We start from the raw sequence: 12,975 nt of genomic DNA, 5'->3' as shown, positions 1-12,975 counted from the left end.
GCGGGCCCCGGGGGGATTCGGTGCCGGACGTCAGCGTGCAGACGCCGGGATGGCTGCGGGAGGCGCGGGCCCTCGCCGAGCAGGCCGCGCTGCCGGAAACGGTCGCGGTGCTCGACGAGCTGGCGGCCGGGCGGGGGCGGCCGACCTTCCGGATCGTCGTGGTCGGCGAGTTCAACCGGGGGAAGTCGACGCTGCTCAACACGCTGCTCGGCCGGGAACTGCTGCCCACAGGGCCGCTGCCGGTCACCCGCACGCCGGTCGCGGTGCGGGCAGGGGCCGAGGACGTGCTGAGCGTCGAGTGGCCGGACGGCTCGCGGGAGGAGCGGCGGCCGGACGCCCCCGACGCCTGGCGCGGCCTGATCCTGCACCCGGACGCGCCCGCGGCCCGCGCCGCCGCGTCGGAGCCGGCCGCCGCGGGCTCCCCCGCGCTCACCCTCACCGTCGCCGGCGACTGGCTGAGGTCGCTGAACGCCGAGCTGCTGGACACCCCCGGCGTCAACTCTGTCGCCGAGGAGCAGTTCGAGCAGGTCAGGCAGGCGGTGGCGAGCAGCGACGCCGCGCTCTTCGTGGTCTCCGCGCTGTCGCCGCTGGGCGCCACCGAGCGCCGCCTGCTGGAGGAGGAGGTGCTGTGCCGCCACGTCGTCCACGCGGCGGTCGTCGTCACCATGCTCGACCTGCTCGACCCGGACGACCGGGAGCCCGCCCTGCTCGACATCCAGCAGCGGCTCGCGGACCTGTCCGCGATCCGGGTGCTGCCCGCGCCCGCCCCGTGTGCGGCGGAACCGGCCGCGCAAGGGAGCGCGGTGTCGGCCGCGGTGGCGGAGTTCGCCGCCGCCGGCGGCCGGGCGCTGTGGCGGGACCGGCGGATCGCCGCCCAGGTCGCCGACCAGTGCGCCGCCCTGAGCGCCTTCGCCGCCCGCGCGCTGGCCGCCGGGCGGGGCGAGGACGCGGAGGCCGAGCGCGAGGCGGCGCGGCAGGCGGCGGCGGAGACAGGCCGCCGCTGGGAGCAGCTGCGGATCGACCTGACGTCCCGCCGGCTGGCCCTGGGCGCCGCCGTGCGCGAGGAGATCCACAAGCGGCGCGAGGACCTGGTCGAGCGGCTGCGCTGGGAGCTGGAACGGGCCCAGGACCCGCAGCTGTGGTGGGGGCGCGACCTGCCGGTCCGGCTGCGCCGCGAACTCGCGCTGATGGCCGGCGCCTGCGAGCGCACCGTCGCGCTGCCCGCGCTCACCGAGGACACCCGCTGGCTGGACCAGGCGATCGCCGCGCTGCTGCCGGACGTGCCGCGCGGCCCCGCGCCGAGCGGCCTGCGGCTCACCGCCGAGCCGCTGCTGTCCGGCGAGGTGTCCGACCTGAGCAGGACGCGGCTGTTCAACCGCCTCGGCGCCCAGGGCGGGGCGATCCTCGGCTACCTGGTCGCGGCCGCCCGTTCCGCGGCCATGCCGATGATCTACGGCGCCGGCTTCAGCATCGTCGGCGGCCTGATCGCCGAGGCGTCCATCAGGTCGGCCACCGAGGAGCAGCGCCGCGAGGTCGACGCGGTGCTGGTGAAGGTGGTCGGCGAGAGCACCGCCGCCTTCCAGCGGCAGACCGCGCAGGTGGTCGCCGACGTGCACGGCGAGCTCTTCGAGCGCCTCGACCGCTCCCGCCGGGCCTGGCAGCGGGCCGCCGACCCCGACACGGCCGCGGCGCAGCGCCCCGGCGCCGACTGGGCGGACCTGGCCAGAACCGCGACCGGCCTCGCCACCCGTATCCGTACCGCCCTCCGGGGCTGAGGCACAGACAGCCGACGGCACAGAACAGGAGAACCGGGGACCATGACGACGGAACAGAGCGGCTACGAGGCCGCCGCAGGACAGCGCTCCCGGCTGACCGGCATCGGCCGCCAGGTGGCCGACATCGCCGCGCGGATCGGCAACGCGGGCGCCAAGGACTCCACCGCCGCCCTGCTGGAGCGGCTCGACAACGACGCCTTCCACGTGATGGTGGTCGGCGACTTCAAACGCGGCAAGTCCACCTTCGTCAACGCCCTGCTCGGCGCCCAGGTGCTGCCGGTCAAGGCCACCCCGGCCACCGCGGTGATCACCGAGGTGCGGTACGGCGACACGCCCACCGCCCGGCTGTGGCGGGAGGACGCGGCCGCCCCAGAGACGGTCGACCCCGCCCGGCTGACCGACCTGATCACCGTCAACAACGAGGCGCGCGACGAGCGCAACCCGTACGTGAAGGCCGAGGTGTTCTGGCCGCTCGAACTGTGCAGGCACAACGTCGTCCTCATCGACTCGCCCGGGCTCAACGAGCACGCCACCCGGGACGAGATCACCCTGTCGCACCTCAGCAAGGCCGACGCGGTGATCTTCCTGCAGCACGCGATCGCGCCGATGAGCCTGAGCGAGTCGCGCTTCCTTGAGGCGTATCTGGACAGCCACGACCCCTTCTTCGTCTTCACCTACTTCGACGCGATCGAGCCCGGCGACCGCGACGACGTGATCCGCGCCGCCCGGCAGCGCATCGTCGGCGTGCGCGGCGACGACCGGGACCGGGAGCGGCTGCACTTCGTCGACGGCCGCAGCGCGCTGCGGGCCAGGGAGGCCGGCGACGCCGAGGCGTTCACCCGCTCCGGCGTGGCGGAGCTCGCCCAGGCCCTGGAGCGCTACCTGTCCACCGAGCGGCACAAGGTGAAGCTGCTCTCGCCGGCGCGGGCGCTGCGCGGTGTCGCGCGCGAGCTGGACCGGGCCGTGCCGTACGAGATCGCGCTGCTCGACTCCCGCACCGAGGACCTGGAACGCCGCTGGAAGGCGGCGCAGCAGCCGCTGAAGGCGCTGCGCGAGCAGGCCAGGCAGATCAGCGCGGACACCCGCAACCAGACCCGGCAGCTCCAGGACCGGGTGGAGACCATGCTCGGCGGCTTCCTGACGGCCATCGCCGAGAGCGTGCCGTCCTTCGCCGCCCAGGCACCGGTGACCACCAAGCTCGGCCTCAACCCGCTCAAGGCCAAGGAGCGGGCGGAGATGGTGGCCAGGGAGATCGCCGAGGGCACCTCCAAGACGGTCGAGGAGCGGGTCGCCGAGTGGGTCAAGACCGCGCTCGAACCCGTCGTACGCCAGGACATGGAGCAGATCGCCGAGCAGCTGCACGGCGAACTGACCTCCTTCGAGGCACGTCTCGACCAGTTGCGGCTGCAGCTGGTCGACCCCAGGGACGCCGCCGCGTTCGGCGAGCGGCAGGAGGAGGCGCCGTTGCAGCGCTTCCTGGCCGGCGTCGGCGGCTTCGTCTTCGGCGGCGTCGCCGGCGGCATGATGGGCGCCCGCTTCGGGGTCCGCGAGGCGCTGCGCACCATGCCGATGGCCATCGTCATCGCGCTCGCCTGGCTGCTCACCCCGTTCGGCCTGCCGACGCTGGTCGCCGCCACCGTCATCCACGGCCTGGTGCGCGGCGGTCACGCCAGCGACCGGCTTGAGCAGAAGATGCGCGAGGCGATCGGCAGGGAGATGTCCACCCAGATCGCCATGGAGGCGCCCAAGCAGGCCCGCGAGTCCGCGCAGGCCTTCGCCGACGCCACCATGGAGCCCTTCGCCGCGGCCCTGGCCGGCGGTCTCGACGCCCGGATCGCCGAGGTCTCCCGCGCCGTCGAGAGCGCCCGCAGCGCCCGCGAGCAGGGCGCGGAAGTGGTCGAGCAGCGCAGGTCCGAGCTCAAGCAGGCGGAGGAGGAGCTGAACCGGGTGGCCGACGACATCGGCGACGTGGTGGACGAGCTGGCGGTCATGTGATGGCCCGCTTCTCCCGGCGGCTGCTGATGGCGGTGGACCTGCGCCACTACAGCCGCCACCCCTACGACGAGCAGGCCGACGCGCAGTACCGGCTGCGGCTGGTCGTGGAGCACGCGCTGCGCCGGGCCCGCGTGCCGCGGGTCCGGGTGCAGCAGCAGCTCCAGGGCGACGGCCAGCTGGTGGTCTTCCCGCCCCGCACCGACGTGGTGCGGGCGGTGCCCGCACTGGTCCTGGGCCTGCGCGACGGGCTCTACCGCGCCAACCAGGCGCCGGGGGCGTTCGGCCGGCTGCGGATGCGGGCCGCGCTCGGCCAGGGCTCGCTGTCCCGGGCGGACCGCGGCTACGTCGGCGACTGCGTCGTCCTCGTCAACCGCCTGGTGGACGCGGAGGCGCTGCGCCGGGAGCTGGAGCGCAGTACCGACAGCGATCTGGCCCTCGCGGTGTCCGACGACCTCTACCGGGACGCGGTGGTCCCGCAGTCGCGCGGCCTGCCCGCCGCCGACTTCCACCGGGCGGAGATCGCCACCCCGTCGAAGGAGTTCACCGCCACCGCCTGGCTGCACGCGCCCCGGTCCGCGCCTGCCGCGGACTTCGGTCCTGAGCCGGTGATCTGGGGGCACTCCAGGACCCGGACGGCGACGAAGGAGTTCGTGGTGCCCGCCCTGGGCGCCGCGCACCTGGCGGCGACCGCGCTGGCGCACAGCGCGGGGATGCGCGAGTGGCTGCTGCCCGGAGCCCAGCACGGCGCGGCGTCCGAGGCGTCCGCGGCCACCGACTTCGACGACTCGGGCCTGGCCTACACCGAACCGGACCCGCACGACGGCCACCACGACGGGCACCACGGCGACGCGCACCACGACGGCCACCACGGGGACGCACACCACGACGCGCATCACGGCGACCCGCACGACGCCGACGACCACCACGGGGACGACCACCACGGGGACGGTCATCATGCGGACAGCCACCACGGAGACGGCCACCACGCCGACGACCACTACGGCGACCCGCACCACGACGCCGACTCGTACCACCACGGCGACGCGCACCACGGCGTGGACGCCGGGCACGTGGACCAGCCCGGGCACGGGCCGCTGGACGGCGGGCACGGCGGGCACCACTTCTTCCACTTCGGCGGGCACGGCTCGTGACCGGGCAGGACACGGGCGCGGAGATGGCGGGCGCGGTCGCCGCCATGGCGTCGTTCCAGCAGGTGACGCAGCAGGCCGACGCGAAGGCCGGGACCATGGCGACCGTGCACGTCGGGCTCGCCGCGGTCGTGGCGTCCCAGGTGGGGCAGGCGGGGCTGCCTGCGCCGTCGCGTCCGGCAGCCGTGCTGTTCTGGGCGGCGAGCCTGGTGTACACCGTCACCTTCGTGGTGTCCGGCTACCTGCTGATCCAGGTGATCCGGCCGCGCATGGCGGCGCCCGGCGCTCCCAACCGCTTCTCGCTGGACGTCGCCGACCACGTCGGCGCGCGGCCGGAGCGGCTGGTGCACGAGGCCTGGGCGACCGCGGGCGCCATCGCCCGGATCGCGGAGCTGAAGAACGCCTACATCGCGCGGGCGGTCATGTGGGTCGCGGCGGCCGTCGTGACGGCGGGAGCGTGGCTGGTGCTTGCGGGGATGGTGCGATGAGCGCCGTCACGTCGGGGCCGGCGATACCGTCGAGTTGTGCCGTGTCGCGGATGAAGATCCTGCGGTATCCGGTGTCGATGACCTGGTGCTGCCGCAGCGCGCGCAGCACCCGGTGCACGCTCGGCTCCGAGGCGCCTACCAGGGTGGCCAGTTCGGGCTGGCTGAGGGTCACGCCGATGGCGACGCCGTCGCCCTCACGGCGGCCGTACGAGCGGGCCAGCTCGACCAGCACCCGGGCGACGCGGGTGTGCACGTCGCTGCCGCCGAAGTCCTGCCGGCGGCGGGTCGCCCAGCGCAGCTTCCCGCCGACCGCCCGCATGACGGCCTGCGTCGCGCCCTCGTCGACGGACAGGAAGCCGAGGAACTCCTGGCGGCCGATGAGCCGCGCGGCCCCCTTGCCGACGGCGAGAACGGTCGCCGAGCGGGGCTGGGTGTCGAAGCAGGCGAGTTCGCCGACGATGTCGCCGCCGGCCCGGACGGCGAGCAGGGCCTCGCGGGAGTCGTCCATGGTGGCAAGCACCTTGAACCAGCCCTGGAGCAGCAGGTAGACCTCGGTGCCCGGTTCGCCCTCGCGCAGCAGCCGCTCCCCGCCGCTGAAGCGCACCGGCCGGCCGAGCGCGGTGAACCTCTCCCGGGTGCCGGCGTCCAGCGTGCCCAGCACGCTCGCGGGCGGCCAGGGGGCATGGGGTGCGGGTGATAAGCGGGACCGCAGGGTCGTGTTCAAGGGGATCCCCCTAGCAACGCCGTTGCACTGGCCTGCCGGAGGGCCGACCGGAGCTCAGTATGCGGCGAGGATCGCCCGCCACGCGCGGGAATCACCGGGGTTGGTGCGCCCGCTGGCAGTGAGGCACGAGAGGTGTGCGGGAGGCGCCGGCGGGGGGCCGCACGCGCACCGCCGGGCCGCCCACCGCAGTGGACGGCCCGGCGCCGGCCCGCTGGCCGTGCGGGTCGGGTCAGCGCACGTGGACCGTCACCGTGACGGTCTTGAGCACGGCGGGCAGCTTGGTGGTGTCGACCTTCAGGATCTCGCCGTTGTCGGCCTTGCCGGTGGGCGGCAGCACCTTCTGGTGGACGGTCCACTTCCCGTCGGGGTCGACGGCGATGGTGTCGACGCCGAAGTCGTCGTCGTTGGACAGGTACAGCGTCTTGCCGGCGTCAGCGGTGGCGACGCCCTCGACCTTGTCGTGCGGGAAGAACGCGCCGCTGGGGTCGAGCTGGCTGACCAGCGTGCCGACGTTGAGGTACGGCTGCTTCTGCGCGACGTGCACGCCGGCGCCGGTGAGGGTGGCCAGCGCGGCGTTGGTGCCGGCCGTACCGACCAGCGCCTCGGGCGACTTGCCGCCGACCGTCAGGCCGCTGACGTCGGTGGCGCCGTTGATGTCCACCTCGTAGAGCGACTTCTGGGCGAACGGCTCGTAGGCGCCGTCCCGCTCGTCGACGAGGAATTTCGTGCTGGACAGCGCGGTGATCTCGCTGTTGGCGTCACCGGTGGTGGCCGGGTTGTCCAGCAGGTACAGGTACTGCTTGGACTTGTTCGTCCGCAGGTCGACCGTCACGATACGGGTGGGGGAGACGTTGGCGGCCTTGGTGGTGCCGAGGTCCGGCTGCTGCAGCGCGGACTGCATGACGCCCACCAGGGTCGAGCCGTCGGGGGTGACCGTCAGGCCTTCCATGCCCTTGTTCTTGACGCGGTAGGCGAGTTCGGCGGGCAGGTACCCGACGATCTTGTGCTGCGCGTTGTCCGCGCTGTCGCGGTACGGGGTCAGCCGGCCCAGCTCGTAGCCCTTGGCGTCGAAGTGCGTGATGTACGGGCCGTACTCGTCCGAGACCCAGAAGGTGCCGTCCGGCAGCGCCACGATGCCTTCCGAGTCGTAGCCGTAGGCGTCCTTGGCGACCGGGGTCGGGGTGCCGCCGTTGGCGTTCGTCGCGTTGACGTCGTCGATGACCTCGCTGGTGTCGTGCGGCGGGCGGCCGCTGTAGTTCACCCCGCCGAGGCTCTTCGGGCCCTTCAGCGTGACCTGCTTGAGCAGTTCGGCCTTGCCGTCGACCAGCTTGAACTCGCGGATCTGAGGCGTGAAGGAGGTGACCATCTCGGACTTGTTGCCGTCGGGGGCGTCGGCGTTCGGCCCGCGGTCGGTCAGGCCGTAGAAGTAGCCGGACTTGCCGGGCACCGGGGCCAGCGAGGAGCCGTAACCCTCCCCCGAGAGCAGGGTCTTGGTGCCGCCCGGCCCCGCGACCGTGCCGAGCGGCGGCAGCGGGGCGCCGTTCGCCTGGGTGTCCTGGAAGAGCTGTACGGCGTCGGTCGTCGTGTACGTGAAGGTGTCCGTGCCCTTGAAGCCGGACTTCGGGGTGTACGTGAAGCTGCCGTCCGCCCCGACCTGCACGGTGCCGTCGGAGGGTGCGGTGTGCCGCACCACGGCTTTGGCGCCCGCGTCGTTGCGCAGGACGTTGCCGGTCACGGTGCCGTGGCCGGAGAAGGAGTCGGCGACCGCGCCGAAGTCGTGCGTGGGCGCCGACAGCCAGCCGCCGGCGTGGGCCGCGGCGGTGCCCGCACCCACCACGGCGACGCCGGCACTGATCGCGATGACGATCCGGGCGCGTTTGCGGGAGAAGGGTCGTGAAGTCATGGCTTGAACCTGTCGTTCCGGGGTGAACTCCAGGTCGACCCGCGGTGAACCGCCGGTTCACACCTCTCGTCAGCGAGGAATTACCGCCCGCCGGCCGGGCTTTCCAATTGGCCGGCCGACATATAGAACCCGGCCCATTGATCTCGCGTACCACGCCGGGTGATTCCGTAGACGGCCGTGCCCCTTGCTCATTACACTCGCACGAAATCCGGCGAGGCCGGGCCGCACCCGTGAAAAGGCTATCCGGACAGCCGATTCGGTTCGGCGGCTATCCGCACCACGTACGCGATTGATCGGTCTTCCCGGCAACTCCGCAGTCGCTCGTGTTCCACCGCTTTCCACGGTGGTCCGGCACAGTCACCTGGAGGAGAACCGCAGATGACGATGCCTTCGCTCCATTCCCTTGCTCCGCACACCGACTTACAGGTCGCGACGATGCCCGGGTGGGCAGGCACCCTCTCGCTGGCTACGTCGCGCTGATGTTCCCGGTGATAGGCCCCGGGAGGGCCCGCATGACCGCCTTCATCACCGAACCGCACCACTGGCAGGCGCTGTTCGTCCTGCTGGCCGCGGGCACCTGCCCGCCAGCCATCTGGAGCTCGCGGCCATCGTCACCGTCGCCTGCCTGGGCAAGCTGATCGGCGCCCTCGGAGGACTCCAAGGTCGGCGCCTGAGCCGCACGGCCGAAAACGGCGGAGGGGAAGGGTGGCGCGCCCTTCCCCTCCGCTGCCGCACGCGGCCGGCCCGGGCGGTCAGCCCGGCAGGCTCCGGCTCCAGGCCCGCAGCGGCGGCCGACCGCCGGCGGCGCCGACCTCGCCCAGGTCCTCCCACGCCCACGCCCGGTAGGCGGCCTCGGCCGCCGTGTTGCCCGCGGCGACCAGCGCTATCGCCCGGGCCGCGTCGCTGCGGGCCAGCAGGTGCTCCTGCAGCCGGGTGGCCACCCCGGTCCGCCGCGAGCGGGGCGGCACCATCAGCTCGGCGATGACGAAGACCTGCCCGGAGGCGGTCAGTTCCTCCAGATCCGCCGGCAGCCCCGCGCCGACGCCCTTCCACCAGCGCCCCGAGCGGTGCACGCGGAATCCGTACGCGCAGCCAAGCGGTTGGGGATTCTCGGCGACCACCATGTCGAACGCGGGCTGCTGGACGTCGTCCTCGAACCGCCGCAGGAAGTCCTGCCGGTCTCTGAACTCCTCGCCGGCGGCGCCCTCGTCGTACGCCTCGACGAACATGTCGGCGAACGGGCCCCGCTGTTGTTCGGCCTGCCACCGTGTCAGCCGGCGTAGGTAGAAGTCTGCCATGCCTACCCTCTTCCCCCCTCGCCCTACCGGCACGCCGTCGGGGGGCGGGTACCTGCGGCAATCGCCCCAGGACGGCGACCCCGGCGCCCCGTCCCGGGCCCCCGCGGCCGGGGAGGGGCGGTCGGAATGGAAGTGCCTGGTGCGGACAGACGCCGGTGGTGATGAGAACCGGGTTGGTCGGCGTGGCGGTGCTGGTGGCGGCGGCGGGGGTGGCTGCCGCGCTGGCGGTGTCGCCGTGGTGGTGGATCGGGGCCGTCCCGCTGGCGCTGCTCGCGCTGCTGGGGGTGTGGGACCTGGTCCAGCGGCGGCACTCGGTGCTGCGCAACTACCCCGTCATCGGCCACGCACGCTTCCTGCTGGAGCGGATACGCCCCGAGCTGCAGCAGTACTTCGTCGAGCGGAACTTCGACGGCCGCCCGTTCGACCGTGACGTCCGCAGCATCGTCTACGAGCGGGCCAAGGGCACGGACGCGGAGGAGCCGTACGGCACCGAGCGGGACGTCTACCAGACCGGCCACGAGTTCCTCGTGCCGTCGATGGCGCCGCGGCCGGTGCCCGAGCAGCCCCCGCGGGTGCGTATCGGCGGCCCGGACTGCACGCAGCCGTACGACATGGCGCTGCTGAACGTCTCGGCGATGAGCTTCGGGTCGCTGTCCTCGAACGCGATCCTGGCGCTCAACGGCGGCGCGGCGGCGGGCGGCTTCGCGCACGACACCGGTGAGGGCGGCATGTCGGAATACCATCTGCGGCCGGGCGGCGACCTGGTCTGGGAGGTCGGCACCGGCTACTTCGGCTGCCGGACCCGGGACGGCGACTTCGACGCGCGGGAGTTCGCCGACAAGGCGGCCCACCCGAACGTCAAATGCGTCTCGCTCAAGCTCTCGCAGGGCGCCAAGCCGGGTATCGGCGGCGTGCTGCCCGGCGCCAAGGTCAACGCGGAGATCGCCCGCGTCCGTGACGTCCCGCAGGGCCGGACCGTCGAATCGCCGCCCTACCACCGGGTGTTCTCCACGCCCCGGGAGCTCATACGCTTCGTGGCCCGGATGCGGGAGCTGTCCGGCGGCAAGCCGGCCGGCTTCAAGCTCTGCGTGGGGTCACGGGGCCAGTTCCTGGCGGTCTGCAAGGCGATGATCGAGGAGGGCACCGCTCCCGACTTCATCATCGTGGACGGCGCGGAGGGCGGCACCGGCGCGGCGCCGCTGGAGTTCGCCGACAACATCGGGACGCCGCTGACCGAGGGCCTGATCACCGTGCACAACGCGCTGGTCGGCGCCGGGCTGCGGGACCGGGTCAGGATCGGTGCGAGCGGAAAGATCGCCACCGGCAGCGACCTGGTCAAGCGGCTGCTCCAGGGCGCGGACTACGGCAACGCCGCCCGCGCCATGATGTTCGCCGTCGGATGCATCCAGGCCCAGCGCTGCCACACCAACACCTGCCCGACCGGCGTCACCACCCAGGACCCCCGCCGGGCCCGCGCCCTCGACGTGGGGGACAAGACGGAGCGGGTCACGCGCCTGCAGCAGGCGACCGTCGCCAGCGCCCTGCAGATCATGGCGTCCATGGGCGTCACCGACCCCGCCGAGTTGGGCCCGCACATGCTGCGGCGGCGTATCGACCCGCAGACCGTGCGCTCCTACGACGAGCTGTACGACTGGCTCTCGCCCGGCCAGCTGCTGGCCGAGCCGCCCGCTGACTGGGCGGCGGACTGGGCGGCCGCCGACCCCGACACCTTCACCGTCTGAGCGCCGCCGCCCGCGTGCGGCAGCCGGGTGGCCGGTCCGATCCGCCCCGATCTGTCCGGCTACCGTCTCTGATCCTGACCGCATCCCATCTGCCCGGAGGACCTCGTGGCCCGAACCGTAGCCCGCGTCATCGTGGACGCACTGAGCGAACTCGGCGTCAGCCAGGTGTTCGGTGTCGTCGGCGACGCCCTCAACCCGCTGACCGACGCCATCCGCACCACCGACGACGTGGAGTGGGTCGGCTGCCGGCACGAGGAGGCGGCCGCTTTCGCCGCCTCCGCCCAGTCCCAGCTGACCGGCGGCCTCGGGGTGTGCATGGGCACCGTCGGCCCCGGCTCCGTCCACCTGCTCAACGGGCTCTACGACGCGGCCAAGAGCCGTACGCCGGTGCTCGCCATCGCCGGCCAGGTGCCGCTGACCGAGCTGGGCAGCGAGTACTTCCAGGAGGTCGACAACGACGCACTGTTCAGCGACGTCGCCGTCTTCCGGGCGACCATCACCTCGCCGGACCAGCTGCCGCTGTTGCTGGAGACGGCGGTGCGCAACGCCCTGGGCCGCAAGGGTGTCGCCGTCCTGACGGTGCCCGGCGACATCGGCGACCGCGAGCTGACCGCGGACCGCCCGGCCCGCTTCTCCCTCACCACCCCGACCACCCGGCCCGAGCAGGACGCGGTCCGCGCGGCCGCCGAGCTGCTCGACCGTTCCGACCGCGTCACCTTGCTGGTCGGCAAGGGCTCCCGGGAGGCGCGCGAGGACGTCCTGGCGCTGGCCGACCGCCTGGCGGCGCCCATGGTGATCACCCTGAAGGCCAAGGAGGGCATGGAGGGCGACAACCCCTTCCAGGTCGGCCAGACCGGCCTGATCGGCAACCCCGCGGCGGCCTCGGCCCTGGAGGACGCCGACACGCTGCTGATGCTGGGCACCGACTTCCCCTACCGGGACTGGTATCCGCAGGGCCGCACCGTCATCCAGGTGGACACCGAGGCCGCCCACATCGGGCGCCGCGTCCCGGTGGAGATCGGGCTGGTCGGCGACGTGGGCGCCACCGTGCGCGACCTGCTCGCCCAGCTGACCGCCGGGCCGCCCGGGTCGGACGGCGCCCGCGACCGCGGTCATCTGGAGCAGGCCCGCGAACGCTTCACCAGCTGGCGGGAGGCGCAGGCCAGGCTCGCCGCCCCGGGCCACGACAAGGGCCTGATCGGGCGGCTGCGCTCCGCGGTGGACAACCGGCAGCACGACATCCGCCCCGAGGCGCTGGCCGCCGCGGTGGACCGGGCGGCCGCCGACGACGCGATCTTCACCTCCGACACCGGCATGGCCACCGTGTGGCTCTCCCGGTTCGTGGAGATGCGCGGGTCGCGCCGGCTGCTGGGCTCGTTCAACCTCGGCTCGATGGCCAACGCCATGCCGCACGCGCTGGGCGCCCAGTCCCTGGACCGGGACCGCCAGGTGGTGGCCTTCTGCGGCGACGGCGGGCTGAGCATGCTGCTCGGCGACCTGATGACGCTGAAGACCTACCAACTCCCCGTCAAGCTCGTCGTCTTCGACAACCGCCGGCTGGGCATGGTCAAGCTGGAGCAGGAGCAGTCCGGCCTCCCGGAGTTCGGCACCGTCCTGGACAACCCCGACTTCGCGGCGGTCGCCACCGCCGTGGGCCTGACCGGCATCCGGGTCACCGACCCGGCGGAGCTGGACGAGGCCGTACGGACCGCCTTCGCCACCCCGGGACCCGTCCTGCTCGACGTGCTCACCAACCCGGAGGAGGTGGCCGTCCCCGCCAAGCCGACGGTCGAGCAGGGGTGGGGTTTCGCCGTTGCGAAGATGAAGGAACTCGTCCGCAGCCACGGTGACGACAGCCCCGGACAATGACGGCCGCCGTACCGGCAGGCGATTGCCAGTTTG

10 protein-coding genes are annotated in these 12,975 nt (G+C 73.1%); 7 read left to right on the top strand and 3 right to left on the bottom strand.

Features of this window, described 5'->3' with window-relative positions; genetic code table 11:
* Positions 1 to 20: 20 nt before the first annotated feature.
* Genes OG702_RS17040 through OG702_RS17025 form a run of 4 tightly spaced genes read left to right on the top strand, consistent with a single transcriptional unit; the run spans position 21 to position 5,406 of the window.
* The gene (locus OG702_RS17040) at positions 21 to 1,775 is read left to right on the top strand and encodes a dynamin family protein (RefSeq protein WP_327289740.1); all 1,755 of its coding nucleotides are present in this window, start codon (positions 21 to 23) and stop codon (positions 1,773 to 1,775) included.
* A 42-nt stretch (positions 1,776 to 1,817) separates the two neighbouring features.
* Entirely contained in the window at positions 1,818 to 3,770 is a 1,953-nt protein-coding gene (locus OG702_RS17035; protein ID WP_327289739.1) for a dynamin family protein, read from the top strand.
* On the top strand, positions 3,770 to 4,921 hold the full coding sequence (locus tag OG702_RS17030; protein ID WP_327289738.1) for a hypothetical protein: 1,152 nt from the start codon (positions 3,770 to 3,772) through the stop codon (positions 4,919 to 4,921). Before OG702_RS17035 ends, OG702_RS17030 begins: the two co-directional genes overlap by 1 nt.
* A complete protein-coding gene (locus OG702_RS17025; protein ID WP_327289737.1) occupies positions 4,918 to 5,406 on the top strand; it encodes a hypothetical protein in 489 nt (162 codons plus the stop codon). Before OG702_RS17030 ends, OG702_RS17025 begins: the two co-directional genes overlap by 4 nt.
* Here the strand turns inward: OG702_RS17025 and OG702_RS17020 are convergent.
* A complete protein-coding gene (locus OG702_RS17020) occupies positions 5,339 to 6,067 on the bottom strand; it encodes a Crp/Fnr family transcriptional regulator (protein ID WP_327289736.1) in 729 nt (242 codons plus the stop codon). The two genes, OG702_RS17025 and OG702_RS17020, sit on opposite strands and share 68 nt — an antisense overlap.
* 292 nt (positions 6,068 to 6,359) lie before the next feature.
* A complete protein-coding gene (locus tag OG702_RS17015) occupies positions 6,360 to 8,033 on the bottom strand; it encodes an esterase-like activity of phytase family protein (RefSeq protein WP_327289735.1) in 1,674 nt (557 codons plus the stop codon).
* 512 nt (positions 8,034 to 8,545) lie between these two features.
* On the opposite strand from OG702_RS17015, the gene OG702_RS17010 reads away from it, so the two are divergent.
* Entirely contained in the window at positions 8,546 to 8,671 is a 126-nt protein-coding gene (locus OG702_RS17010; RefSeq protein WP_327289734.1) for a hypothetical protein, read from the top strand.
* A gap of 114 nt (positions 8,672 to 8,785) precedes the next feature.
* Here the strand turns inward: OG702_RS17010 and OG702_RS17005 are convergent, their stop codons facing one another.
* The gene (locus tag OG702_RS17005; protein ID WP_327289733.1) at positions 8,786 to 9,331 is read right to left on the bottom strand and encodes a GNAT family N-acetyltransferase; all 546 of its coding nucleotides are present in this window, start codon (positions 9,329 to 9,331) and stop codon (positions 8,786 to 8,788) included.
* 161 nt (positions 9,332 to 9,492) lie between these two features.
* On the opposite strand from OG702_RS17005, the gene OG702_RS17000 reads away from it, so the two are divergent.
* Together OG702_RS17000 and OG702_RS16995 are read left to right on the top strand one after the other, a co-directional pair.
* Positions 9,493 to 11,073, top strand: a complete 1,581-nt coding sequence (locus OG702_RS17000; protein ID WP_327289732.1) for an FMN-binding glutamate synthase family protein — start codon at positions 9,493 to 9,495, stop codon at positions 11,071 to 11,073.
* A gap of 105 nt (positions 11,074 to 11,178) precedes the next feature.
* On the top strand, positions 11,179 to 12,942 hold the full coding sequence (locus OG702_RS16995) for a thiamine pyrophosphate-dependent enzyme (RefSeq protein ID WP_327289731.1): 1,764 nt from the start codon (positions 11,179 to 11,181) through the stop codon (positions 12,940 to 12,942).
* Positions 12,943 to 12,975 lie beyond the last annotated feature (33 nt).

Source organism: Streptomyces sp. NBC_01198 (genome assembly GCF_036010485.1).
Taxonomy (GTDB): domain Bacteria; phylum Actinomycetota; class Actinomycetes; order Streptomycetales; family Streptomycetaceae; genus Actinacidiphila.
The sequence above is the reverse complement of the archived record's forward strand: the minus strand, read 5'-3'. Positions and strand labels throughout refer to the sequence as shown.